At 61.2% G+C, this 23,403-nt stretch carries 20 protein-coding genes; 5 read left to right on the top strand and 15 right to left on the bottom strand.

From position 1 onward, the window contains the following. Positions 1-6 precede the first annotated feature (6 nt). The 4 genes from glyA to ACP691_RS16550 form a co-directional block, all read right to left on the bottom strand. The gene (gene glyA, locus ACP691_RS16565; RefSeq protein WP_426151372.1) at positions 7-1,260 is read right to left on the bottom strand and encodes a serine hydroxymethyltransferase; all 1,254 of its coding nucleotides are present in this window, start codon (positions 1,258-1,260) and stop codon (positions 7-9) included. A 156-nt stretch (positions 1,261-1,416) separates the two neighbouring features. Beyond that, entirely contained in the window at positions 1,417-2,616 is a 1,200-nt protein-coding gene (locus ACP691_RS16560; protein ID WP_426151374.1) for a hypothetical protein, read from the bottom strand. Continuing rightward, the gene (locus ACP691_RS16555) at positions 2,613-3,938 is read right to left on the bottom strand and encodes a dTDP-4-dehydrorhamnose 3,5-epimerase family protein (RefSeq protein WP_426151376.1); all 1,326 of its coding nucleotides are present in this window, start codon (positions 3,936-3,938) and stop codon (positions 2,613-2,615) included. The genes ACP691_RS16560 and ACP691_RS16555 overlap by 4 nt, the downstream gene beginning before the upstream one ends. A gap of 50 nt (positions 3,939-3,988) precedes the next feature. Then, positions 3,989-4,252 carry an XRE family transcriptional regulator gene (locus ACP691_RS16550; RefSeq protein WP_426151378.1) on the bottom strand — a complete coding sequence of 88 codons (264 nt, stop codon included), beginning with the start codon at positions 4,250-4,252 and terminating at the stop codon, positions 3,989-3,991. Between the two features lie 372 nt (positions 4,253-4,624). On the opposite strand from ACP691_RS16550, the gene ACP691_RS16545 reads away from it, so the two are divergent. Continuing rightward, positions 4,625-5,665, top strand: coding sequence for a threonine aldolase family protein (locus ACP691_RS16545; protein WP_426151380.1), 1,041 nt, complete (start codon positions 4,625-4,627; stop codon positions 5,663-5,665). Positions 5,666-5,738: 73 nt separating this feature from the next. On the opposite strand, the gene ACP691_RS16540 is transcribed toward ACP691_RS16545, so the two are convergent. From ACP691_RS16540 to gbcB, 3 genes are all read right to left on the bottom strand, one after another. Beyond that, a complete protein-coding gene (locus ACP691_RS16540; protein ID WP_040259705.1) occupies positions 5,739-6,041 on the bottom strand; it encodes a cell division protein ZapA in 303 nt (100 codons plus the stop codon). Further along, entirely contained in the window at positions 6,038-6,268 is a 231-nt protein-coding gene (locus tag ACP691_RS16535; RefSeq protein ID WP_426151382.1) for a hypothetical protein, read from the bottom strand. The genes ACP691_RS16540 and ACP691_RS16535 overlap by 4 nt, the downstream gene beginning before the upstream one ends. 210 nt (positions 6,269-6,478) lie before the next feature. After that, positions 6,479-7,579 carry a glycine-betaine demethylase subunit GbcB gene (gene gbcB / locus ACP691_RS16530; protein ID WP_426151384.1) on the bottom strand — a complete coding sequence of 367 codons (1,101 nt, stop codon included), beginning with the start codon at positions 7,577-7,579 and terminating at the stop codon, positions 6,479-6,481. Positions 7,580-7,877: 298 nt separating this feature from the next. Here gbcB and gbcA point away from each other — a divergent pair, with 298 nt between their 5' ends. Beyond that, entirely contained in the window at positions 7,878-9,173 is a 1,296-nt protein-coding gene (gbcA, locus tag ACP691_RS16525) for a glycine-betaine demethylase subunit GbcA (protein ID WP_426151386.1), read from the top strand. A gap of 102 nt (positions 9,174-9,275) precedes the next feature. Here the strand turns inward: gbcA and ACP691_RS16520 are convergent, their stop codons facing one another. Then, positions 9,276-9,983, bottom strand: a complete 708-nt coding sequence (locus ACP691_RS16520) for an RHS repeat-associated core domain-containing protein (RefSeq protein ID WP_426151388.1) — start codon at positions 9,981-9,983, stop codon at positions 9,276-9,278. A gap of 156 nt (positions 9,984-10,139) precedes the next feature. On the opposite strand from ACP691_RS16520, the gene ACP691_RS16515 reads away from it, so the two are divergent. Further along, entirely contained in the window at positions 10,140-12,239 is a 2,100-nt protein-coding gene (locus ACP691_RS16515) for a TonB-dependent siderophore receptor (RefSeq protein ID WP_426151390.1), read from the top strand. A gap of 48 nt (positions 12,240-12,287) precedes the next feature. Here ACP691_RS16515 and ACP691_RS16510 read toward each other — a convergent pair whose 3' ends face one another. The 7 genes from ACP691_RS16510 to ACP691_RS16480 all read right to left on the bottom strand — a co-directional run bounded on the left by ACP691_RS16510 (position 12,288) and on the right by ACP691_RS16480 (position 21,863). Beyond that, the gene (locus tag ACP691_RS16510) at positions 12,288-13,067 is read right to left on the bottom strand and encodes an electron transfer flavoprotein subunit beta (protein WP_426151391.1); all 780 of its coding nucleotides are present in this window, start codon (positions 13,065-13,067) and stop codon (positions 12,288-12,290) included. Between the two features lie 10 nt (positions 13,068-13,077). Continuing rightward, positions 13,078-14,298: an electron transfer flavoprotein subunit alpha/FixB family protein gene (locus tag ACP691_RS16505; protein WP_426151393.1), complete on the bottom strand. Its 1,221-nt coding sequence runs from the start codon at positions 14,296-14,298 to the stop codon at positions 13,078-13,080. After that, positions 14,298-16,262: a dimethylglycine demethylation protein DgcB gene (dgcB, locus tag ACP691_RS16500; protein WP_426151395.1), complete on the bottom strand. Its 1,965-nt coding sequence runs from the start codon at positions 16,260-16,262 to the stop codon at positions 14,298-14,300. Before dgcB ends, ACP691_RS16505 begins: the two co-directional genes overlap by 1 nt. A gap of 140 nt (positions 16,263-16,402) precedes the next feature. Continuing rightward, a complete protein-coding gene (gene dgcA / locus ACP691_RS16495) occupies positions 16,403-18,463 on the bottom strand; it encodes a dimethylglycine demethylation protein DgcA (protein ID WP_426151397.1) in 2,061 nt (686 codons plus the stop codon). Positions 18,464-18,479: 16 nt separating this feature from the next. Beyond that, complete coding sequence (locus ACP691_RS16490; RefSeq protein WP_426151399.1) at positions 18,480-19,010, bottom strand: DUF5943 domain-containing protein; 531 nt, start codon at positions 19,008-19,010, stop codon at positions 18,480-18,482. 62 nt (positions 19,011-19,072) lie between these two features. Then, on the bottom strand, positions 19,073-20,050 hold the full coding sequence (locus tag ACP691_RS16485) for a dipeptidase (RefSeq protein ID WP_426151401.1): 978 nt from the start codon (positions 20,048-20,050) through the stop codon (positions 19,073-19,075). A 184-nt stretch (positions 20,051-20,234) separates the two neighbouring features. Next, positions 20,235-21,863 carry a zinc-dependent metalloprotease family protein gene (locus ACP691_RS16480; protein WP_426151403.1) on the bottom strand — a complete coding sequence of 543 codons (1,629 nt, stop codon included), beginning with the start codon at positions 21,861-21,863 and terminating at the stop codon, positions 20,235-20,237. Positions 21,864-22,057: 194 nt separating this feature from the next. Between ACP691_RS16480 and ACP691_RS16475 the strand changes: the two genes are divergently transcribed. Beyond that, positions 22,058-22,483 carry a lysozyme inhibitor LprI family protein gene (locus tag ACP691_RS16475; RefSeq protein WP_426151405.1) on the top strand — a complete coding sequence of 142 codons (426 nt, stop codon included), beginning with the start codon at positions 22,058-22,060 and terminating at the stop codon, positions 22,481-22,483. A 162-nt stretch (positions 22,484-22,645) separates the two neighbouring features. After that, positions 22,646-23,383, top strand: coding sequence for a hypothetical protein (locus ACP691_RS16470; protein WP_426151407.1), 738 nt, complete (start codon positions 22,646-22,648; stop codon positions 23,381-23,383). Positions 23,384-23,403 lie beyond the last annotated feature (20 nt).

Raw genomic sequence — 23,403 nt, 5'->3', positions numbered from 1 at the left:
TCCAGCTCAGCGGTAAACCGGGAACTCAGCGCACAGGGCACTGACCTGCGCGGCCACATTGGCTTCCACATCGGCGTCGCCGAGATTGTCGAGGATGTCGCAGATCCAGCCGGCCAAGCGCTGGCACTGTTCGGCCCGGAAGCCCCGGCTGGTGACGGCCGGGGTGCCGATGCGCAGTCCGGAGGTCACGAAGGGCGACTGTGGGTCGTTGGGCACCGCGTTCTTGTTTACCGTGATGTGCGCTCGCCCCAAGGCCGCGTCGGCGTCCTTGCCGGTCAGGCCTTGGCGAATCAGGCTGACCAGGAACAAGTGGTTATCGGTGCCGCCGGAGACGACATCGTAGCCACGCTCGATGAACACACCTGCCATGGCCTGGGCGTTGTGGATCACCTGCTGTTGGTAGGCCTTGAAGCCTGGCTCCAGAGCTTCCTTGAAGCATACGGCCTTGGCGGCTATCACGTGCATCAGAGGCCCGCCCTGACCGCCGGGGAATACCGCGGCGTTGAGCTTCTTTTCCAACTCTTCGTTGCGCCGGGCCAGGATCAGCCCTCCACGCGGGCCGCGCAGCGTCTTGTGTGTGGTGGTGGTGACCACGTCGGCAAAGGGCAGTGGGTTCGGGTAGAGCCCGGCGGCCACCAACCCAGCTACGTGGGCCATGTCCACGAACAGATAGGCGCCCACCTTGTCGGCGATTTCACGGAAGCGAGCGAAGTCCAGCGTCTTGGAGTAGGCCGAGAAGCCCGCGATCAGCATCTTTGGCTTGCATTCCAGGGCCAAACGCTCGACCTCCTCGTAGTCGATCAGGCCCGTGGCACTATCCAGCCCGTACTGCACTGCGTTGTACAGTTTCCCCGAAAAGCTGACTTTCGCTCCGTGGGTCAGGTGACCGCCGTGGGCCAGGCTCATGCCCAGCACGGTATCGCCCGGTTGCAACAGCGCCAGGTAAACCGCGGCGTTGGCCTGGGAGCCGGAGTGGGGCTGCACGTTGGCATAGTCGGCGCCGAACAACGCCTTGGCGCGATCGATGGCCAACTGTTCGACCTGGTCTACATACTCACAACCGCCGTAGTAACGCTTGCCCGGATAGCCTTCGGCATATTTGTTGGTCAAGCCGCTGCCTTGGGCCTGCATCACTCGCTTGCTGGTGTAGTTTTCCGACGCGATCAGCTCGATATGGTCTTCCTGGCGCTGCTCCTCAGCATTCATCGCCGCCAGCAGCGCGTCATCGTATCCCTGGATCTGGTCTTGCTTGCTGAACATCGCGGATCTCCCAGCGCTGCGGCGCCTGTTGTAGGTGCATTGGCAGCGATGGTAGGGCTGGCGCCGGTGCGTCAGATGCCTATGGGCGCCACGCATCGGCGCGATTACGACATAAGCGCGACACTCATTCGGCAGCCGGATAGTGCCACGCCGCAGTCAGGGCGAGGTGGTACCGCGAGCGAAGGCGTGAGTTGTCTTGCATTGAGCTATCACGCCTAGTACGCCGGTACAGGTCACTAGCATGGCACCTGCCATAAGCAGCGCTGGCATAGAGGGCCGATCCCCCGCCAGGTACAGCACCAGCCCTACAATCGGCAACACTGCCTGCCCCGACAGCACCATCAGCGAGGCCACCCGCGCCAGCCTCTGCGGTGGTACCAGGCGAATACGCAGGCTTCGGCTGAAATTGTTCATGAACACCTTGCCGCCAATGCTCAGGCCATAGAGCGCGAGGAAGCCAGGCAAACTTCCTTGGGCGGCCAGCATCGACGCACCGGCGACAAGAGTGACCAGGCTGGCCAGCATATACAGGCGTAGCGCGGGTATGCAGGCAAGCACCCGCGGGTAAAGCAGAGTCGCCGCCACGCCACAGGCACCCGCGCAAATGTCGAGAAACGCGAAATACTGGATGGGCAGTTGCATGGCGCGATCGATCAGCGCCACCGTACTGGCCTCGACCACACCGTCGAAAGCGTTGTTGCCGATCGCTACCAGGATCAGGCACAGCAACGCGGGGGTCGTCAGCAACAAGCGCGCGGCCCCGCCATTGGGCAGTGGCCTTTGGATCGTTGCCTCCTGCGGCTGGTTCGGAATCCTTCGGTTGAAGCAGTAACAGATGGCGTTGGCCATATACATCGTGGTCGCGATCAGCAGCAGGCTCACCGCCCCGCTGGCATAGCCCAGCAAGCCGGCGACAGGCCCGAGGGCCATGGCGAATTGGTCGATCCGCCCGAGGATATTCACGTCGTGATCGATACGATGACTGGCCAGGGCGATCATCTTTTCGTAGGCAATCAGGCTTTGTGCGCTACCGATGGCCACCAGGCCACTCAACAGGCCACCCGACAGGGTGACCACCAAAGGCTCCGGTCGGTGCCACATCAAGGCTGCAACCGCCAGGCAAGCTGCCGCCTTGATGACATCTGAAACGACAGAAACCAGCCGCACACCCCAGTGATCGATGAACGCCCCTACCAAAGGTGTCAGCAGGATGCGCGGCAGCCAAGCCATGGCGTAAGCCAATCCCGACCAGGCGAGGCTTTGTGTCACGCCATAGATCATCACCGGCACCAGAAACAGCAGAAGCGCATCCGCAGTGAGCACTAGAAGCAACAGTGCGGCAAGGGCTCTGGTCACTGGACGGGCTCTGCGGACGTGGCTTGAGGCGCTCGAGTGAGCACGACTTTCACTTGTTTACCGGTAGCCGGATCCTGAATCAAAAACGCCTTCGGCGTTTCAAGATCAGACTCGCTGGCAACGACACGCGCTTGCAGCGCGGCTAGGGATTCTAGATAGGCCACGGAGGCGGGCCGCTGATGAGGATCGAGTATGGGGTAAGTCGTGTCCGTCAGGGGCCAGTCGATGACATCCTTGCCAGGTTGATAAGCGCCTTCCGCGTCGAGGTAAAGCACCGGTCGGTTCAGCGTGTAGATACTCCCCATATTGAAAAGCGCATGAGCCACGCCAGGCGGAATGATGAGCTCGACCTGGGGATCGCAAGCGAATACAAGCCACTCTTCCTTATGAAGGGCCGGCGAGCCACGCCGCATATCCACAAGCTTCAAACCGATCATGCGGTGCCCCTCGCCCAGGAAGGTCAGATGATCTTCTTGACCTAGGTGTATTCCGTAAGAATCAAAATCGTAGGCCTCTTCCCCATGGTCAACCACATAGAATGGCGAAGGGCCAGGCACTGGCGAGATATAGCTATCTGGGCCAGTGGTTACCCGAGGGTGCCGCCTAAAGGAGACGCCCTCGATAGTGGAAGCGGGCAAGGCCTCCCGCTCATCCGGCTCAGGGGAATTGGCCTTGAGCATCAAGCGCACCTGCCGGCTATTGGCCAAGGTAAAGGTTCGCGTTTCAGCATGAGGCATCTCGGTCTCACCCATGGCTCTTAGCTGATACTCGCCTATTCGATAATAAACGGCATTGGCTGCCGGCTCGCTCATGGGAACGACGCCCTCTATAGTCGCAGGTGGGATATCCAGCGGCAGATTGATAATGTCGCTTTCCGGCATCCATCCCAGAGATGATTTGATCAAATCCTCCAGGGGAGGCAAAAACAGGTCATACGCATTGAGCGTTATTATGCCTTCCAGCCCATTGAACGTATGCGCTACACCGGGAGGTATGATCAGAGTACGCGCTGAAGATGGCGTGAACTTGAATTCTTCTACGCGACGGAAAGTGGGCGAATGCTTCCTGCAGTCGATAAAGCGTCCAACTATTGTTTTCCGACTGGCTCCCAGAAAGGTCAGCACATCCTGTTGACCAAGATGAATCCCGTATTGACCGTAATCAAATCTTCGCTCACCGTGAGTCACAATATTCACAGGGCGGGTAGTTGGAAAAGGCACTACGTAGGTCCCAGACTTTCCGTTGCTTACTCTCCACCGTTCAACCCAGCGTAGGCCTTCGATGGAAATCTGGGTATTCATGGTATGGACTTCTGTCAGCATAACGCCTGCCTCCCGACTGGCCAGGCGCCGACCGACGCCTGGCCTTAGGTTTAGATGCTCATGATCTGGGCATTGAAGCCAGCCCTTCTGGCGCTTTCCAGAAGCGTATCGAGGTTAGTGGTATCCAGTTTTCGGTACTGTTCATCGAGAGGGGCAGCCTTTATCCCGGCCAAGTAGGCAAGCCGATCACCGGCATCTACCACCTTGTCTTTCGCAGCCCTCATCAGCTCAAGAAAGCTGTTATCTTGAACAGCCAGTGCGTCATTCACTTTTGGAGCGATCTCATAAAAACCAGCGACTTCAGATGCGTTCATACAGATGTCTCCGCTGCTTATGGATTGATTGGCGCGCTACAGGCGCAATTACATACTTGACCCTTAAAAGCGGTTCGTCAAGCCGAATATCATTCGACTTTACTTGCTTAACGCCTGGAAACTTCAATCACAGATAAAAGCAAGGGACACTTTCTGAAGTGTTTGAAGGAATTTTCTGAAAGATTGCCATAAACAATCTCTTTACATGAAATCAGCCATAATAAGGAAATACCATGCAACAACTCTTCTGAACCTTAGGTTCGCTTCTGACCTTCCTTCGCACGCCAACCGAGCGCTGGGTGTCACGCCTACCTCTATAGGTCGTCAGAAAAGTTCGCTACAGTGGCGCGGTCGACCCATCAGGACCTGCCCATGACAGATCAAAGCCAGCAATTCGCCAGCGACAACTATTCCGGCGTGTGTCCTGAAGCCTGGGCGGCGATGGAGGCAGCCAACCAGGGTCATCAACGGGCCTATGGCGAGGATGAGTGGACAGCCCGGGCCGCCGACCATTTCCGTCGGCTATTCCAGACCGATTGCGAGGTATTCTTCGCGTTCAACGGCACTGCCGCCAACTCCCTGGCCTTGTCGGCGCTGTGCCAGAGTTATCACAGCGTCATCTGTTCAGACGTGGCCCACGTGGAAACGGATGAGTGCGGAGCGCCTGAATTCTTTTCCAACGGCTCCAAGCTGCTCACGGCCCGTAGTGAAGGGGGCAAGCTTACGCCCGAGGCCATTCGTGAGATCGCCCTCAAGCGCCAGGATATCCACTACCCCAAGCCCCGCGTCGTGACCCTGACCCAGGCCACCGAAGTGGGGACGCTCTACCGTCCCGAGGACGTCGCCGCCATCAGCGCCACCTGCCGCGAGCTGGGGCTGAACCTGCATATGGACGGGGCCCGCTTCGCCAACGCCTGCGCCTCCCTGGGATGCAGCCCGGCGGAATTGACCTGGAAAGCGGGTGTGGATGTGCTCTGTTTCGGCGGCACCAAAAACGGCATGGCGGTAGGCGAGGCGATTCTGTTCTTTCGCCACGACCTGGCCGAAGACTTCGATTACCGTTGCAAGCAGGCTGGGCAACTGGCTTCGAAGATGCGATTTCTTTCGGCGCCTTGGGTGGGGCTGTTGGAAGGCGACGCCTGGCTGCGCCACGCCCGTCACGCCAACGAATGCGCCCGATTGCTGGCGCGATTGATCGCTGACGTTCCGCAGGTAAGCCTGATGTTTCCCGTAGAGGCCAACGGCGTCTTCCTGAACATGGCACCGGCGGCCATCAGCCGGCTGCGCGAGCGCGGCTGGCGGTTCTATACCTTCATTGGCGGAGGGGCCAGGTTCATGTGCGCCTGGGACACCGACCAGGCGCGGGTACGGGAGTTGGCCGCCGACATCCGCGCCGTCACCTCTGAACCTTGATGGTAGGAGCTAGCGGCAGCTAGCGAAGTTCGGCACTGGGCTGCCTCCTGCCTCAGGAAGCAGCACTGGCGAATCACTCAGCCGCCCGGCTGACGGTACGCTCCAGTTGCTCTACCGTGGCATTGACCTTGTGCTCATACTGAGCCAAGGCCTCACGGTGCTCCTTGCGAGCATCGAGGATCTGCGAGCAGAGATTCATGGCCGTCAACACCAGCAGGCGGTCCCCGACCAGAGTCGGGTGCTTCTTCTTGGTTTCGGCGAGGCTGGACTTAAGCATCATCGCCGCTTCGAACAAGGCTTCTTCCTGCTCGGCCGGCGCGCGCAAGGTGTAATCGTTGCCGAGTATCTCGACCACCCGCGTGGTGTTCTGGCTCATGCGTCGGCCGCGGCAGGGCTGACCCGCTCGATCAAGGCCTGGATACGCGCCGCGGTGGCGCCTTGCTGCTCTTCCTGTTCCAGCAAGGTGAGCTGCAAGCTGTCGTTCTCTTCCCGGGCCTGCGCCAACTCGACGGTGAGCGCGGCATGGGCCTCGGCCAGCTGACGGTTTTGCTCCAGCAGCTGGCCAACCAGCGCTTCCAATTTATTCAGGGATGCTTCCAACATGGGGTACTCGAAACCAGGATGAACATGTGAAGGGCACGTACGATAAGAAAAAAGCGCGCGCCTCGCCAGTGCGAAGCAGCACGCCATGAAAAGGAAAGGGCCCGCCACCACGCGATGGGCCATGGACTGACAGAAAAGTGTGCGGTTCCGCACAAAACATGACAATGGACGGACGGTCTTCAGGATTCCCGTCCGAAACGGCACTGCGGCTTAATACTCGATCCGCACATCCCCCTTGGGCACGCTACAGCAGGAAAGGATGTACCCCTCGGCTTCGTCCTCCTCGGTAATGCCGCCGTTGTGGTCCATTTCCACCTCACCACTGAGCTTGAGCACCTTGCAAGTGCCGCAGATGCCCATGCCGCAGGCCTTGGGAATGGTCAGCCCGAGCTTGGCCGCCGCCGCATGCACGGTTTCCCCCGGGGCTACCCGAATGCTCTTGCCGGTGTCCACGAACTCGACCTGATGCAATTCGGCGGCAGGCACTTCCGGCGCATCGGCTGCCTGCTCGGCCTGCTCCACCGCATCGGCCTTGGCTTCCGGCGGGGTGGCACCGAAGGATTCCTCATGGTAACGGCGCATGTCGAAGCCGGCCTGCTCCAGCAAACGCTTCACCGCTGTCATGTAGGGGGTGGGCCCACAACAGAAGACCTCCCGCTCCAGGAAATCAGGAGCCATCAGTTCCAGCATGGCCCGGTTCAGGTAGCCCCGATAACCGGCCCAAGGCTCGCCCAGGCCGTGCTTCTCGCAGATGACATGCAGGGCGAAATTGCTGATGCGCGCGGCCATTTGCTCAAGCTCGCGCTGATAGATGATGTCCCGGGGAGAGCGGGCGCTGTGCACGAAGATCATGTCCACATTGGCGTTGGTGTCGTAGAACCAGCGAGCCATGGACATGACCGGCGTGATGCCTACGCCGCCGCTCAGGTAAAGCACCTTGGGCGAGGGGAAATCGATGGCGTTGAACAACCCCACCGGCCCGTGCACGGCCAGCTCCTGGCCTTCATGAAGGGTATCGTGCAGCCAGTTCGATACTCGCCCGCCAGGCACGCGCTTGATGGTGATCGAGAAACTGTAGGGCACCGAGGGTGAACTGGAGATGGTATACGAACGCATCACCTGCTGGCCGTCGATGTCCAGCTCCAGAGTCACGAACTGCCCCGGCTTGAAAAAGAACATCACGGGCTGATCGGCCATGAAACAGAAGGTGCGCACATCCCAGGTTTCCTGGATCACCTTGACGCAGCGCACCAGGTGTCGCCCATTGGCCCACGTCTGAGTATTCACCGGGCTCAGGAAATTATTGGACATGCTCGCCTCTCCATAGCCGACCGCCGGCCTTCTGCTGGATTCTGCGTGGCGACGGGCGGCTGCTCTTTCCCATTCGCGACATTCACATGCTTGTGGCGACCAGCCTTGCCAGCATGGGCTTGGCGCGTCGGGAACGGATGCGGCCATGTCGTCCATGGATAAGGATCCGACCCGCACCGCACGCACACTCGCCGCAGATTGAACGCAACCTGCGACCAGGTTCGCGGCGAACCGTGAAGCGCATCACGCGCGCCCCCAAAAGCCCTGCCGCCGGCGCGCCGGCCTCGAGGATAGAACGATGGACGTCACCCAGAACCTGAGCCTTGGCGACCCCCTGGAACCCGCGCGCGCCGCTACCGCCCATATGCTGCAGACCCGGGAACGCACCTATTCCTTGCCACAACCGTTCTATACCGACGAGCGTCTTTTCGAGATCGACATGCAGGAGATCTTCCACAAGGAATGGTTGATCGCCGGCATGACGTGCGAGATTCCCAAGAAGGGCAACTACCTGACCCTGGAAATCGGCAAGAACCCGGTCATCGTGGTACGCGGCGCCGACAATGCCGTCCATGCTTTCCATAACGTATGCCGTCACCGGGGCTCCCGCCTGTGCGCCGGTGAAAAGGGCAAGGTTGCCAAGCTGGTATGCCCCTATCACCAATGGACTTACGAGCTGGACGGCCGGCTGCTGTTCGCCGGCAGCGAAATGGGCGATGACTTCGATATGAAGGCCTTCGGCCTCAAGCCGGTGCACCTGAAAACCGCCGGGGGCTATATCTTCATCAGCCTGGCGCAGAACCCGCCGGCCATCGATGAGTTCCTCCAGACCCTGGGCCACTACATGGAGCCCTACGACATGGAGAACACCAAGGTCGCGGTGCAGACCACGCTGCGGGAGAAGGCCAACTGGAAGCTGGTGCTGGAGAACAACCGCGAATGCTACCACTGCAACGGCTCACACCCTGAACTGCTCAATACCTTGCTCGAATGGGACGACACCAACGATCCACGCGCCGACCAGGCCTTCAAGGATCACGTGGCGCATTCGGCCGCGGCCTGGGAAGCAGAAAAGATCCCTTACCTGCACGCCAGCTTCGGCCTGCGCAATCGCATCGTACGCATGCCCTTGCTCAAGGGTACGGTGTCCATGACCATGGATGGCAAGCCGGGCTGCAACAAACTGATGGGGCGCATCCAGAACCCGGACCTGGGCTCCATGCGCATCCTTCATTTGCCCCACTCCTGGAATCACTGCATGGGCGACCACGTCATCGTGTTCACCGTATGGCCCATCAGCGCCCAGGAGAGCATCGTGACCACCAAGTGGCTGGTACACAAGGATGCGGTAGAGGGGGTGGACTATGATCCAACGCGCCTACGCCAGGTATGGGATGCCACCAACGACCAGGACCGTCGCCTGGCCGAGGAAAACCAGCGCGGCATCAATTCCACCGCCTACCAGCCCGGGCCCTATTCGAAAACCTACGAGTTTGGCGTGGTCAACTTCATCGACTGGTACAGCGAGCGGATGCTCAACAACCTGGGCGCGGCCCCGGCCCCTTATCTCAAGGGTGTCGCGGCTCACGAGTGAGGTTCGATCGGGCCGGCGACCACCGCAGGCCTATGGCCGAGGCGCTATAGGCCGCGGAACCGATCCGGCCGACCACCGTCGCGACCATGGCCAGGCCGGTGCTCAGCGTGGTTGCATGCGAGCAAGTTCATAATGCCCTCTACGGGGGCCGATGGTCATTCCACGGCGCACACCCAATAGACGCCCGAAGAATTTCCTCGAGCCGCTGTTACGGAGCTGGGGTACCGCCACGGATAACCGCAACGCGGCGGAGCCGAGCCCCAAGCCGATGGATGCCCAGGTCAGCGCCGTTCTCTGCGAGCTGTCCTCGGCCACCACTCCAGCGGTTATGCCTGATGCCACCGCTGCAAGGCCGGCCAGGATCGCCAAGCGCAGCCCCCACATCATGCGCGCCGGGGTAGTTTTGGCACTTCTGGTACCAATCATGACGGCCTGTAGGACAGCACTGGCGCCACCCGCCACGATACTGCCGATGATCAGAGGGGTGAACGCCGCTCCGGTAGGATCCGTTCGATTGACAGGGTCGACGCCGCAGTAGGCGTAGGGACTCAGGCCACCGACACCGAACGGGCTATGGCGGTCCGGCTGTGCGAACCGCTTCGGGCTCGGCAGGTATGCACGATAGCCATTGCCAAGCAGGTACAGATCACCGTCCGCCGAGCGCCACTGCCCCGTGAAGGCGACCTGCCCAGGGCCGGGCGCAATGCCTAACCCACCAAACGGCTCATGATTCAAGCGCTGTGTCTGTCGGCAACGCGTACGCAGGATGACTGTCTGGCTTCGCTCGGCCATCAAAAGTCGGATCGGCATGAAAGTGCTCAAAAAAAATTCAAGTATAGGCTGCCTGGTCGAAGGCAAGAGCTGGCAGATACACCAGGTTTTTCAAGGAGTTAAGCAATTGCAGCTATACGATGGCTGCGCACTTAAATAGAATGGTTATCATTAACATTCAACCTGGTTATCTTGATGCTTACTTCTTCTTCCCGAACAGTGCTTGCCTGGACAATGTGCGCGCTGCCCTTGGCTACTTTCGCGCAATCCGAATCAGCGACTGTCGAGTTGGGCCCCATTCAAGTCCAGGGCGAAGCGGCGGATGCATCCGCCGGCTACCATCGCGACCAGGCCAGCACCGCGAGCAAGTCCGAAGTACCCATTCGTGACGAAGCCCAGACCCTCAATGTGGTTACGGAACGAACCCTGCAAGACTTTGCGCCAACTTCCCTGGACGATGCGCTCAAGTTCGTCAGCGGCGTTTCCCAAGGCAATACTCTGGGCAACACCAAGGACGCCTTGGTCAAGCGCGGCTTCGGCACCAACGATGACGGCAGCATCCTGCGCGACGGCGTGCGCTCGGTGGTAGGCCACAACCTGAGTGCCACCACCGATCATATCGAAGTGCTCAAAGGCCCCGCCTCTTTACTGTATGGCGCGCTGGAGCCTGGCGGCCTGGTGAATGTCATCAGCAAGCGCCCGCAATATACCCAGAGCACGACAATCACCGGCTCGGCCTACAGCGAAGGTGGCGGCACCCTCAGCGTGGACACTACAGGTCCTCTGGGCGAAAGCGGGCTGGCCTACCGCCTGGTAGCCGAGCGGCAGCACGAAGACTATTGGCGCAACTACGGCACCAACGAGCATACCCTGGTGGCGCCATCCCTGAGCTGGACCGGCGAGCGCGCCAGCCTCACGCTCTCCTACGAGTACAACGACTACAGCAGCCCCTTCGACCGCGGCACGGTGTTCGTCGACGGCCACCCCGCCGCTGTGAGCTACAGCACGCGGCTCGACGAGAAATGGGCCAAGGCCGTGGGCATCTCGGAAACGGCCCAGGCGCAGTTCGAGTATCAGCTCAGCGATACCTGGAAAACCCGGGCGACCTACGGCTGGAACAATGATCGCTATAGCCTGGCGATCGCACAGCCTTCCACCTTGGTGAACGGTACTCTGAGTCGGCGAGCCAACGGCGGCCACTATGATTATGAAACCCGTTACGCCAGCCTCGATTTCATAGGCGAGCAGCAACTTTTCGGCCAGCGCCACGACCTCCTGACAGGTGTGGATAACGAAGCCAGCGACAAGTACCGAGGTAAAACATACCGTAATAAGGTGTCATCAGGTTTCAGCATCTACGACCCAGCCTACGGGGCGATGGCTGAACCGAGCCTGGTAGATCCTGCTACCAGTAACCTGCGTAACGAGCTGACCTCCACTTCGGTATATTTCAAGGACAACTGGCACCTCAACGACCGTTGGATCGCGGTATTCGGCGGGCGCCAGCAACATTATGATCAATACAGTATCCAGGGAATCCCCCGCGCCAGTACCCCAAACCGCGACGACAACGGCGAAGCCTTCATCCCCTTCGTCGGCCTTGTGTACCAACCCAACGACGCCTGGGCCCTGTATGGCAACTACAGCCGCTCCTTCGTGCCTAATGACACGGTGGACGACACTGGGCACACCTTCGATCCGGAGGAAGGTCGCAGCTATGAAGTGGGCGCCAAGTACACGCCGTCCTCTGCGCTGAACGTCAACGTCGCGCTTTTCGATATCGTCAAGACCAACGTGGTCACCGAGAATGCCCTGGGCGAGTCCGAGGCCGCCGGCAAAGTCGGCTCGCGCGGCCTGGAGCTGGATGTCACCGGCCGGCTGGCGCCCCGCTGGGACCTGATCGGTACCTACGCCTACACCCACACGGAAATTCTCGACGACCCGGACAACCAAGGTCATCGGCTGAACGACGCCCCAAAGCACACCGCCAGCCTCTACCTGAGCCATCACTTGCGCATGCCTGACGCTACCGGCCAATGGCATGCCGGAGCCGGGGCCCGTTACGTGGGCGAACGTGCCGGGGATAACGCAAACAGCTATTGGATGAGCAGTTACACCGTGGCTGATGCCTTCCTGCGCTGGGACCTGCCCACTGCTGGCTACAAGACACGGCTGCAGTTGAACGTCGATAACCTGTTCAACAAACAGTATTACCCTTCGAGCACTGGCAGCGAGTTGCAGGTGAATGTAGGAGAGCCGCGCACCGCGAGGCTGACTGCCAGCGTAACCTTCTAACCCGCCCTGCCCAGGTCCTGACCGGGCCAGCGTAACCAGGCCGGGCGGTTACGGCGATCGACGCATTACCCCTTCCTCGACCAGCAACTTCAGGATCGCCGCCGCCCCCTCCTCCGGGGTCACGCCCTTCAGAACCTTGCCACCGCCGCCGCTGGCCTTGGCGGTGGCGGCCTTCATGCGGTCCGCCCCGCTCTTGGCCTTGATTACCTTGAGCCGCTTGGGCCGCGCCCGGGCGGGCTCGAGTTCGGCATGGGCCAGCAAGCTGTCTTCGACCAGTTCCACTTCCTGTGCCTGGAGCCGTCCACGGCGGGCCGGACCATAGGCGCTTTGCCGAGGCTTGGGGCCGGCGCTGTCCACGGTCGCGACCATGGGTAGGCGTACCCGCAAGCGCCGACGCTGCCCCCGAGGCAACGCCTGTAGCACCTGCGCCACACCATTTTCGATGCGCTCCACTTCAGCGAGGCCTACCACTACTGGCCAGCCAAGGCGCTCACCCAGCAGATAAGGCAGCATGCCCGAGCCTTCGCCGGTCTCGGCCTGGCTGCCGGTCAATACCAGCTGCGCGCCGGTGTCGCGCAAGTAATCGGCCAGGCCGGGCAAGGCATCAGCCCCGGCGGGCTGTTCCAATACGTCCAGGCTGTCCACGCCCATGCCCAGGTAGTCACGCAGCACAGATTGCCGCGGGTCGCCAGCGTGTACGACTCGCAGGTGTTCACCGGCCAGGCGCAAGCCCAGCTCCAGGGCGCGAGCATCCTGCTCGGCGCGACGGGGACGTCCGGAAGTGGGGTGGGCGCCCACCGATACCAAGGTCACGATTTGGGTACTCATCTACAGAGCCTCAGGCAGCGTTGCGTTCGGCGCCACGGCGCCAGGCATTCACGGCGTTCATCAGCGCCAGCAACAGCGCCGTGCTGTCACCGATCACCGAGAGGTCGGCGCGCTTGACCATGTCGCAGGCCGGATCCTGATTGATGGCGATCACCTTGTCGCAGGCGCCGATACCCTGCAAATGCTGGATGGCGCCGGAGATCCCGACGGCCACATACACCCGCGCGGTAACCCAGGTGCCACTGGCCCCTACCTGCCGCTCCCGGGTCATGAAGCCGTCGTCCACGGCCACTCGGGAAGCACCTTCGGTGGCTCCCAGCGATACCGCGGCCTGGTGGAACAGTGGCCAGTCCTTGACCCCGTTTCCGCCGGAAAGAATGAATTCGGCCTCGGCCATGGGAATGGCAGCGGGGTCGACGGCCACCGCGCCAGCATCCTCGATACGTCCGAGCGTGCGGGCTACGGGGCATGCCAGGGTCACCGGCAAGGCTTCATGACGGGCGTCATCCACGGGCTCGGCACACTCGGCGGCGGCCAGGATAAAGCGAGGCAGCGGCTGCGTCAGGTCGTGCTGCCCCGCGCCGGCACGGCCCTGACACAATCCATCCTTGAGCTGCCAAACCCGGGTCGCGGGGCGTTCGCCAAGGCGCGCCGCCAGGCGCCGCCCCAACTCGCCGCCGCCGTCATGGCTGTCAGGCATCAGCCAGTAACGAGGGTTGAATTCAGTATCCGCCGTTTGCAAGGCTTGCACTCGCTGCTCGGGCGCGTACCCGTTGTATTGCGCGCCGCTGAGGGTCAGCAGCCGGTCCACCCCGGCGGTGTCGAATGCCGGCTCCTTGTGCTCGCCAAACACAATCGCCAGCACGGCCCCTTCTTTTCCAGCCAATCGCCGGGCCAAGCCAAGAAGGTCGCGATCATGACTGCTCAGACGGCCGCCAACCAGATCTGGGACCACCGCCACGAGGAACGTCGGCGCCGGTATGCTGCGCAACGGTAGCTGCGGCTCGGCTTGGGCGATACGCCGTAGGTTCCCCCCCTGCTGGGCGCCGCTGCGATCGATGCGACGTATGCCGTTGGGGCCCATGAAACCCACCGCATGGGGGTTCTTGCGCACCACGCCTGAAGGGCCCTGCCATGCCGCCTGCTGGGGTTGCAGGCTGCCATGCAAGGGGTGCAAGCGATTGCGGGCGATCCACTCGGCGCGTGGGTCCCGCCGTAGAAACTGGCTCATCAGTTCACCTCCGCTATTTCGCGGGCACTGGCCCGCGGCGTCGCCACCGCCGCTGGCGCTTCCACCAGCGCGTCAGCCACCAGCTCGGCAATGTCCTTGATTTCCGGACGAGGGGCGACCACCCCCTCCAACATGGCCGTGCACTGCGGGCAGCCTACTGCCACCAGCTCGGCGCCGGTTTCGCGAATGTCGCCCATGCGCATGTCCGGAATACGCTGCTTGCCGGGAATGTCAGTGATAGGAGCGCCCCCGCCTCCACCGCAGCAACGAGACCTGAACCCTGAGCGCTGCATTTCCTTCACCTCGATGCCCAGGCCACGCAGCACCTGGCGCGGTGCTTCGTACTCGCCGTTGTAACGCCCCAGGTAACAAGGGTCGTGGTAGGTCACGCTGCCGCCTCGATAGGGCGTCAAGGTCAAGCGTTGAGCGCTCATCAGGTCGGCCATGTAGGTGCTGTGATGATGCACCTCATAATGTCCGCCGAAGGCCCCGTATTCGTTCTTCAGCACATGGAAGCTGTGGGGGTCGCAGGTCACGATGCGGTTGAAGCGGTATTGGCCAAGGCTGTGGATGTTGCGCTTGGCCAGAAGCTGGAAGGTAGCCTCATCACCCAGGCGACGAGCCACGTCACCACTGTCACGCTCTTCCACACCCAGCACGGCGAAGTCCACCGCGGCGGCCTTGAGCACCTTGACGAAGGCACGCAAGGTGCGTTGGTTGCGCATGTCGAAGGCTCCATCGCCCACCCAGAAGAGCACGTCGGCCTGTTTCACTTCAGCCATCAGGGGCAGCGCCAGATCCGTAGCCCAGTGCAGCCGTCCGCCGGGAGCGAAGCCGCCGGGGTTGTCCGTGGCGATCAGGTTTTCCAGCACCTCGGCGCCCTTGTTGGGCGTCGCGCCCTTTTCCAGGGTTAGGTGACGGCGCATGTCGACGATGGCATCCACGTGCTCGATCATCATTGGGCACTCTTCCACACACGCGCGGCAGGTGGTGCATGCCCACAGGGTATCGGCGCTGACCAGGCCATCGACGATAGGCTGGTGGGCATTGCCGCCGTGATCACCCAAGGGCCTGCCCTTGCCGTCAGCCGAGGGATAGGGGCTGCCGGCGTAGCGCGCGTCGGTTCCGCCTGCCAGGCCGATGACCATGTCCTGGATCAGTTTCTTGGGGTTCAGTGGCTGGCCAGCGGCGAACGCCGGGCACATGGCCTCGCAGCGGCCGCATTGCACACAGGCATCGAAGCCCAGCAGTTGGTTCCAGGTAAAATCCTTGGGTTTCTCCACCCCTAGCGGCGCGGCGGCGTCCGTCAGGTCCAGGGGTTTCAGGCCACTGGAGCGCCCACCACCGAAACGTTCAGGCCGACGGTGCCAGGCCAGGTGCAAGGCACCGGCGAAGGCATGCTTGAGCGGCCCGCCCCAGGTCATGCCGAGGAACAGCTCGCACACCCCCCAAAGCACGCCTAGTGCCAGCAGTGCCGCCAACACCCAGCCCCCAAAATCGACAGGCAATACCCCCGCTACAGGCAAGGTGGCGATAAAAAAGCTGCCGGCGAACATCAGCAAGCTCTTGGGCAAGCGCATCCAGGGCCCTTTGGAGAGACGCGCCGGCGGGTTCAGACGGCGCTTGTAAACGAACAGCGCGCCGCAGAACATCACTGCGCTGGCGACCAGCAAGGCGATGCCCAACACTCGGTGATGCCAGCCGAAGCCATGCACGGCCACGGCCAACACCGCCGCCAGGGCGAAGCCGCCCGCGGTGGCCACGTGGGTATTGGACATATACCGATCCCGCGCCACCACATGGTGCAGATCCACCAGGTAACGCCGGGGCATCGCTAACAAGCCGCCTAGAAGACTGACCTTCGCGCGCCGTCCCTGGCGCCACAAGGCCACGCGGCGAGTCGCGCCCAGCAGGGTCAAGGCCAGGGCGGTGAACAGCAGGATGGGGAGAATGGTCTTCAGCATGGCACAAAGGCCTCCGGCAAAACCAAGCAACACGGGCCCCGGCGGGAACCAGCGAAGCTGGCGAATGTGCTGACGCCTTTGGGCGTTATTCGCTAGCTCGCGCTAGCTCCCACCGATACGCGCGTTCGAAGGCGGCGGTATCAGAAATCCTTGCACAGCCGCAGGGCGTCATAGATGGCCGCGTGCACGTTGCGCTGGGCCACGCAGTCGCCGATGCGGTACAGCAAGTAGCCCTCACCCGGCTGGCTTAGCGCCGGTTGTGGCTCGATGGCGAACAGGGCTTCCACGTCGATCTGCCCCTTGTTGCGCGAGCCCTCCTTGAGGCCGTAGTAGAGGGTTTCGTCCGGGCGCACGCCGTTCTCGATCACCACCTGGTCCACTACCCGCTCTTCCTTGGCGCCGGTGTACTCGTTCTCCAGCAATGCCACCAGCTTGTCGCCTTCGCGGTAGACCTTCTCCAGCATCAGGTCCCCGGTCATGATGACTTCCTTGGGGTAAAGGCTGCGGTAGTACGTGGGGAAAGTGGTGCCGCCCATGGCCACGCCGGGCTTGATGTCGTCGGTGACGATTTCCACCTGGCTGCCTTTGTCCGCCAGGAAATCAGCCACGGACATGCCCGTGAACTCGCAGATGGTGTCGTACACCAGCACGTTCTTGCCCGGCGCGACCTTGCCGTCGAGCACGTCCCAACTGCTCACCACCAGGCCCTCGGCGGCGCCCCAATGCTCATTCTGCTCCACGAAGGGATGGCCACCGTTGGCCAGCACGACCACATCCGGGCGCAGGTCCATCAGGGTGTCGATATCCGCCGCCGTACCCAGGCGCAGGTCCACATTCAGGCGCGCCAATTCCAGTTGGTACCAGCGGGTAATGCCGGCGATCTGGTCACGCTGGGGCGCCTTGGCGGCGATGGTGATCTGCCCGCCGAGTTGTTCCTTTTTCTCGAACAGGGTCACATCGTGGCCCCGCTCCGCCGACACCCGCGCAGCCTCGAGGCCAGCGGGGCCGGCGCCAACGATGACCACCTTGCGTCGGGGCCCGCTGCTTTTCTCGATGATATGGGGCACACCCATGTATTCCCGAGAGGTGGCCGCGTTCTGGATGCAGAGGACGTCCAGCCCTTGGTACTGACGGTCGATGCAATAGTTGGCGCCCACGCACTGCTTGATCTGGTCGACCTTGCCCATCCTGATCTTGGCGATGAGATGCGGGTCGGCGATATGGGCTCGGGTCATGCCGACCATGTCCACGTAGCCGCCCTCCAGGATGCGGGTCGCCTGGTTGGGGTCCTTGATGTTCTGGGCATGCAGCACCGGGACCTTGACCACCTCCTTGATGCCGGCCGCCAGGTGCAGGAACGGCTCCGGCGGATAGCTCATGTTCGGAATCACGTTGGCCAGAGTGTTATGGGTGTCGCATCCGGAACCCACCACGCCGAAGAAGTCCACCATGCCAGTGGCGTCGTAGTAGGCCGCGATCTGCTTCATGTCCTCATGGCTCAGGCCGTCGGGATGGAATTCATCGCCACAGATGCGCAGGCCCACGCAGAAGTCATCGCCCACTTCGGCACGTACCGCCTTGAGCACCTCAAGGCCGAAGCGCATGCGGTTCTCGAAGCTGCCACCCCATTCATCCGTGCGCTTGTTGACCCGGGGGCTCCAGAACTGGTCGATCATGTGCTGGTGCACGGCCGACAGCTCCACGCCATCCAGGCCGCCGGCCTTGGCGCGCCGGGCCGCCTGGGCGTAGTTGCCGATCACGCGCAGGATCTCTTCGGACTCGATGGTCTTGCAGGTGGCCCGGTGCACGGGCTCGCGAATGCCGGAGGGCGACATCAGGGTCGGCCAGTGCTCGCCATCCCAGCGAGAGCGGCGGCCCATGTGGGTAATCTGGATCATGATCTTGGCCCCATGCTTGTGCATGGCGTCGGCCAGGTTCTGAAAATGCGGGATGATACGGTCGGTAGACAGATTCACCGACTTCCACCAGCCCTGAGGGCTGTCGATGGCCACGGTGGAGGAACCGCCACAGATGGCCAGGCCGATGCCACCCTTGGCTTTCTCTTCGTAGTATTTGACGTAGCGTTCGGTGGTCATGCCGCCATCGGTGGCGTACACCTCGGCATGGGCGGTACTGAGCACCCGGTTGCGGATGGTGAGCTTGCCGATCTGGATCGGCTGGAACATCGCTTCGAAAGCCATGGCACGGTCCTCGGGGTTACAACGGCTTGACGACGAACAGGCCGTCGTCGTGGCCCGCTTCGGAGCCTCCGTACACTTGTTCAGCCCGGGTGCGCAGGCTACTGCCACGCGCCGCCAGGATCTGGTCCAGGGCCCCGGCGAACCAGCCGGTGAACATGTAGTCCACCTTGCGCCCGACCTTGCCGTAGACGTAAACGAACGCCGAGTGCTCCAGCTTCACGCTGGCGGTGCCTTTATCCAGATCGATTTCCTGGATCTTGAACAGCCCCCAGCCGCGCTGGGACAAACGTTTCATGTAGTGTTCGAATACCGCTACCCCTTCCAGGCCATGGCATTCGGCCTCCTTCTCGCACCAGTGCCAGGCCGACTTGTAGCCGGCTTTGTAGAGGATCTCGGCATAGGCGTCGGCGCCCAGCGCTTCTTCGATCGCCATGTGGTTGTTTACGAAGAAGTGTCGCGGCACGTACAGCATGGGCAACGCGTCGGTGGTCCAGACGCCGGTCTCGCTGTCGACTTCGATGGGCAATTCGGGGGCGTGCTTGGCCATGGAACTTAGCTCCAGTCAAAAGATGTTCTAGTCGCTTGCAGGGGTGTTGCGGCGGGAATTACCTATTCACCCCAGACGTCCGCAAGCACGTTGAGCCAGTTCTCGCCCATGATCTTGCGCACCACCCGCTCACCATGACCGCGTTTGAGCAGCGTTTCGGTGAGGTTGGGGAATTCGCCCACAGTGCGAATGCCCAGGGGGTTGATGATCTTGCCGAAGTTGGTCAGCCGCCGGGCGTAACCCTTGTCGTGGGTCAGGTACTCGAAGAAGTCCTGACCATGGCCCTGAGTGAAGTCCGTGCCGATGCCGATGGCATCCTCGCCGACGATGTTCATCACGTACTCGATGGCCTCGGCGTAGTCGTCGATGGTCGAATCGATACCCTTGGCCAGGAAGGGCGCGAACATGGTCACGCCGACGAAGCCGCCATGGTCGGCGATGAACTTGAGCTCGGCATCGGATTTGTTGCGCGGATGTTCCTTCAGGCCCAGGGGCAGGCAATGGGAATAGGTGACCGGCTTCTTCGATTCGAGAATCACTTCTTCGGATGTTTTCGAACCCACATGGGAAAGGTCGCACATGATGCCCACGCGGTTCATCTCGGCCACCACCTCGCGACCAAAACCCGACAGCCCGCCGTCGCGCTCATAACAGCCGGTGCCCACCAGGTTCTGGGTGTTGTAGCACAGCTGCACGATGCCCACGCCCAACTGATTGAACAGTTCCACGTAGCCCAGCTGATCCTCGAAAGCGTGAGCGTTCTGGAAGCCGAACAGGATACCGGTCTTGCCCTGTTCCTTGGCCCGACGGATGTCAGCGGTAGTGCGCACCGGCATCACCAGGTCGCTGTTCTCGCGGATCAGCTTCTGGCTAGCGGCGATGTTGTCGCAGGTGGCCTTGAAGCCCTCCCACACCGACACGGTGCAATTGGCGGCGGTAAGCCCCCCCTTGCGCATGTCCTCGAACAGCTCGCGGTTCCACTTGGCGATGATCAGCCCGTCTATGACGATGCTGTCGGCGTGCAGTTCGGCTGGGCTCATGGCTGGGCTCATCAGGCGGTTCCCCTTGTCAGCGGTCGCCGGATCGTTCGCCGGCGCTTTCGGGCCAGCATATGCCCCCACGCCAGGGGGCCCGGATGCAAAAACGACCGGGGGATTGCCGAAAGCGTCAAGGACATAGAACAGACCGAGCCTACGGGCAGTCGGCCCGGCTGTCGTGCATCTATCAGCGGTATTCCAAACGACGAATATTGCCCAACACCGGTGGGCTGAGCTGCTCGATGAAAACACCCTCGGGCAGGTCCTGTTTGCTATCTAAAACCTTGATGCTGTAATCACCAGACCGTATGTTGCTATAGCAAGCGGCAGCGGGGTTCCCTACCGCCGCCTTGAAACAAAGCCTGACAGCCTCATGGGCCCCGATTATCCGGGCTGACTGGACTCTAGCGCCCATATCGGCACAATCCGGCCCGCTTTCCGTGATCGTTTTCGTTTCGTTTCGGCTTAAAACGATGGGGCAAGAGCGACCAGTGAAATTTCGGCCTTCGAAGAGCTCAACGACCACGGATGAATCGGGTGAAGGATAAAAGTCTTCTACCGCTTCCCTGCGTTCGTTGAGAAGTCGCGCGACGTCGTTATGCTCGACCGTTCCAAGAGGCTCCTTTTGATAAGTCAGGCGAGGGTTGGAAAAATGACCAAGCTGCGGGCAGGAGGGAGAGCAATCAGCGGACATCTGAGTCCTGAATCGCCCGGCTGGTAGCTTGTAGCCCCACATATAGGGAGGGCTGCCTGGGGCATTACCCGGCGCCCAGTTATGGTCCGCTCCCAGGGTGTGACCCAGCTCGTGGCCCAATGAGCCATAGCACATCACGATGGCAAATGCGTTTGTCTTGTTGGCATTGCGGTATGCCCTGCCGCAAACATTTCCTTTATCGGAAATCACTACGACCACATCCGCGCGGTTAACTTCACGCACTTTTGCCAAGTTTTTGCCAAACGGCACCTGCGGGTTTGCAGCCTCGTTCAGTATTTCTATATCCGTTTTCGTAGTCTCGTCATAGTCCGCATCGTATATCGCTGCTATTTCATAAGTGATGTCCACTTGGCTATTGCGCAATACAGCGTTGGCTTGTTCCACTGCCTGGACGATCCTGGCATGTATCGCCGGGTCTCGTTCCCTTGGATAATCCGTAGTCACCATGAGCAACCGAATGGTGCTGTGTGCGCTCTTTGGGGCGCCAAGGGGCAGGCCTAGGTTATCGCCTTTAGGACTGGAGATTGGCTCGCCCTCGGGCGGCAGCTTGGCCTCGTCCACTCTCACCAGTGCATGCTGTCCTGGACTCAGGTATTCCAGATGGTAAAGCTGGCCATCTACTCGGAGGCTGCCCACCAGCTTGTCGCCATCCCTGACGATGGAAATGGTGTTGAACGGATCGACCTTTATTTCAGAGGGCAAGGCAGTTGAAGCCTGCGGAGCACGAAGTATGCCGCCTTGCCATCCTTGCATGCCGTCAAAGGCATCGCTGAAGTGCTCAAGGGCGAATCTTACGCTTTTGCCATTGGGCATTGGCAGCTCGAGGTCTGGGCTGCTGGCGGCCACTAGTTGTGGTTGCGCATTTATCAACCATATATCCTGTACAGCAGGGTTGCTGAGCAGTGTCGCAAGATAGCCGCCCCCTGCCCCTTTCTGCTGAATTTCATTCCGATCCATAGGTTGCAGCTCGAACAACCTGCGTTCTTCTGCCACGCCCGCTACTGCGACGTTGCTCAAAAAATACATGAACATCAACCAGGCAACTGGCCGTTTTGTGTCGTCGCCCTTGCGAGAGGGCCGTCTCCTGAAAAGCGTCATCATCGACTGGGTTCCGTGGTGAGAATGAAATCCCAGAACACCATGGCGGTGGTAGAGGGTCCAGCTAGCAGAACTGCCAGGATCAGTGTCTTGAAACCGACGCAGGAATAAGTGAAACATTGGGGGCAGGCTGTTAATCAGTTGTGCCTTCAGCCAAAATTGCTGAATTCTTTCCTACATTCCCAAGGGGCGTGGCAATGAAAGCGTGGTTAGGGATACTGGCATTGATCGCAATGGGCGCGCAGGCCGATGACGACGGCCCCACCCCTTGCGACAACGTGGAAACCAGCCAGCAGAGCCTGGAGTGCTCGGTGTACAATCGCAAAACCGCCGAGAGTGAGCTCAACGACGCCTACAATGGCCTCAATGCCCGGATCAGCGCGCAATACGGCGACCAGCCCGCGCTGCTCAAGGATTACCTGGCCAAGGTCAAGGCCGCCCAGGACCTTTGGCGCAAACTGCGCGACGCCGATTGCGCGGTCGAGGTGCTCGAGGCTGACAAGGACGGCAACTCCAGCCAGACCGCCCTTAACGACTGCATGGCGCAACGCAGCGATGAGCGTAGCGAGTACCTGCAGACCATCGGCACCCAGGGCGACGAGAACGACGCACCGGATCAATAACCCCCAGGCTCGTCGCCACCGCCCGCCAGGCTCCGGATCAGGCGCCTGGAACCGCTTGCCGGTTACCGCTGCTTACCATTCCCGCCATAGTGCCCGCGACCTGCAAGGGGTCGATACAGGCCGGGGCACTCTTTTGCCCTTTCACATCAAGGAATGGAAACCATGACTACCGAAGCGTTCGTGAGCCAGTTGCCGATGCCTAAATCCCCCATGGAGCAAGCCATCGAGGCGCTCAAGAAGGAAGGTGAGGAACGCGTGCTGCTGATCGGCAATACCGTCTGCATCTTTGCCGATAACGTGCCTGGGGAAGTGGCGGAAGACGTTGCCGCCAGCATGCGGTTGATTGGCTTGTCGTCAGAGAAAGCCTTCGACAAGGAAACCCAGCAGCGCGAGTGGTACAACTACTATACCAATGGCCTGGCCAAGCTGGGCTGGACCATGACAGGCGCGGCCCACACCGAGGAAGCCATGGAGCAGGAAAGATCGACCCTGGCCGATATCGCGGTCGGCCTCATCGTTCGCGATTTCGGCCCACACCACCGCATGGCCCGCTGCCTGCGGCGCGGCCTGGGCTTCATCGATCAGGCCCCAGCGGCACGAGGGCTGTTCGAACGCTCCACCACCAGCGTCTCGGGCCGATCCAGTACCTTCCAGGCTGTGGACTGCGAAATCAGCCCACAAGGTATGCCCATCATGCACATGAAAAGCTTCCAGATCGCCTATGACCGTGTTCTGACCGCCGGCGAAGCACTGTCCAGGCAATTGGAAAAGGGATCGACACGGGTGTACCGAGCCTCTCAGCAAGGCACCTTCAGCCGCCGGCAGTTCGACGCTCTTCGCGACGCGGTGAACCGTAAGCTGGCGTCCCAGGCCGACGATATCCTGGGGTTGGACATCTGACCTGGCCTGCAAGCGCCGTT

The organism is Pseudomonas sp. DC3200b2 (genome assembly GCF_049895785.1).
In the GTDB taxonomy this organism is placed as follows: domain Bacteria; phylum Pseudomonadota; class Gammaproteobacteria; order Pseudomonadales; family Pseudomonadaceae; genus Aquipseudomonas; species Aquipseudomonas massiliensis.
This window is presented reverse-complemented; position numbering and strand designations above follow the sequence as displayed.

Coding starts and splice junctions, on each gene's coding strand:
- glyA (WP_426151372.1), bottom strand. CDS start 1,260: ATGTTCAGCAAGCAAGACCAGATCCAGGGATACGATGACGCGCTGCTG.
- ACP691_RS16555 (WP_426151376.1), bottom strand. CDS start 3,938: ATGCTGACAGAAGTCCATACCATGAATACCCAGATTTCCATCGAAGGC.
- ACP691_RS16550 (WP_426151378.1), bottom strand. CDS start 4,252: ATGAACGCATCTGAAGTCGCTGGTTTTTATGAGATCGCTCCAAAAGTG.
- ACP691_RS16545 (WP_426151380.1), top strand. CDS start 4,625: ATGACAGATCAAAGCCAGCAATTCGCCAGCGACAACTATTCCGGCGTG.
- ACP691_RS16540 (WP_040259705.1), bottom strand. CDS start 6,041: ATGAGCCAGAACACCACGCGGGTGGTCGAGATACTCGGCAACGATTAC.
- ACP691_RS16535 (WP_426151382.1), bottom strand. CDS start 6,268: ATGTTGGAAGCATCCCTGAATAAATTGGAAGCGCTGGTTGGCCAGCTG.
- gbcB (WP_426151384.1), bottom strand. CDS start 7,579: ATGTCCAATAATTTCCTGAGCCCGGTGAATACTCAGACGTGGGCCAAT.
- gbcA (WP_426151386.1), top strand. CDS start 7,878: ATGGACGTCACCCAGAACCTGAGCCTTGGCGACCCCCTGGAACCCGCG.
- ACP691_RS16520 (WP_426151388.1), bottom strand. CDS start 9,983: ATGCCGATCCGACTTTTGATGGCCGAGCGAAGCCAGACAGTCATCCTG.
- ACP691_RS16515 (WP_426151390.1), top strand. CDS start 10,140: ATGCTTACTTCTTCTTCCCGAACAGTGCTTGCCTGGACAATGTGCGCG.
- ACP691_RS16510 (WP_426151391.1), bottom strand. CDS start 13,067: ATGAGTACCCAAATCGTGACCTTGGTATCGGTGGGCGCCCACCCCACT.
- ACP691_RS16505 (WP_426151393.1), bottom strand. CDS start 14,298: ATGAGCCAGTTTCTACGGCGGGACCCACGCGCCGAGTGGATCGCCCGC.
- dgcB (WP_426151395.1), bottom strand. CDS start 16,262: ATGCTGAAGACCATTCTCCCCATCCTGCTGTTCACCGCCCTGGCCTTG.
- dgcA (WP_426151397.1), bottom strand. CDS start 18,463: ATGGCTTTCGAAGCGATGTTCCAGCCGATCCAGATCGGCAAGCTCACC.
- ACP691_RS16490 (WP_426151399.1), bottom strand. CDS start 19,010: ATGGCCAAGCACGCCCCCGAATTGCCCATCGAAGTCGACAGCGAGACC.
- ACP691_RS16485 (WP_426151401.1), bottom strand. CDS start 20,050: ATGAGCCCAGCCGAACTGCACGCCGACAGCATCGTCATAGACGGGCTG.
- ACP691_RS16480 (WP_426151403.1), bottom strand. CDS start 21,863: ATGATGACGCTTTTCAGGAGACGGCCCTCTCGCAAGGGCGACGACACA.
- ACP691_RS16475 (WP_426151405.1), top strand. CDS start 22,058: ATGAAAGCGTGGTTAGGGATACTGGCATTGATCGCAATGGGCGCGCAG.
- ACP691_RS16470 (WP_426151407.1), top strand. CDS start 22,646: ATGACTACCGAAGCGTTCGTGAGCCAGTTGCCGATGCCTAAATCCCCC.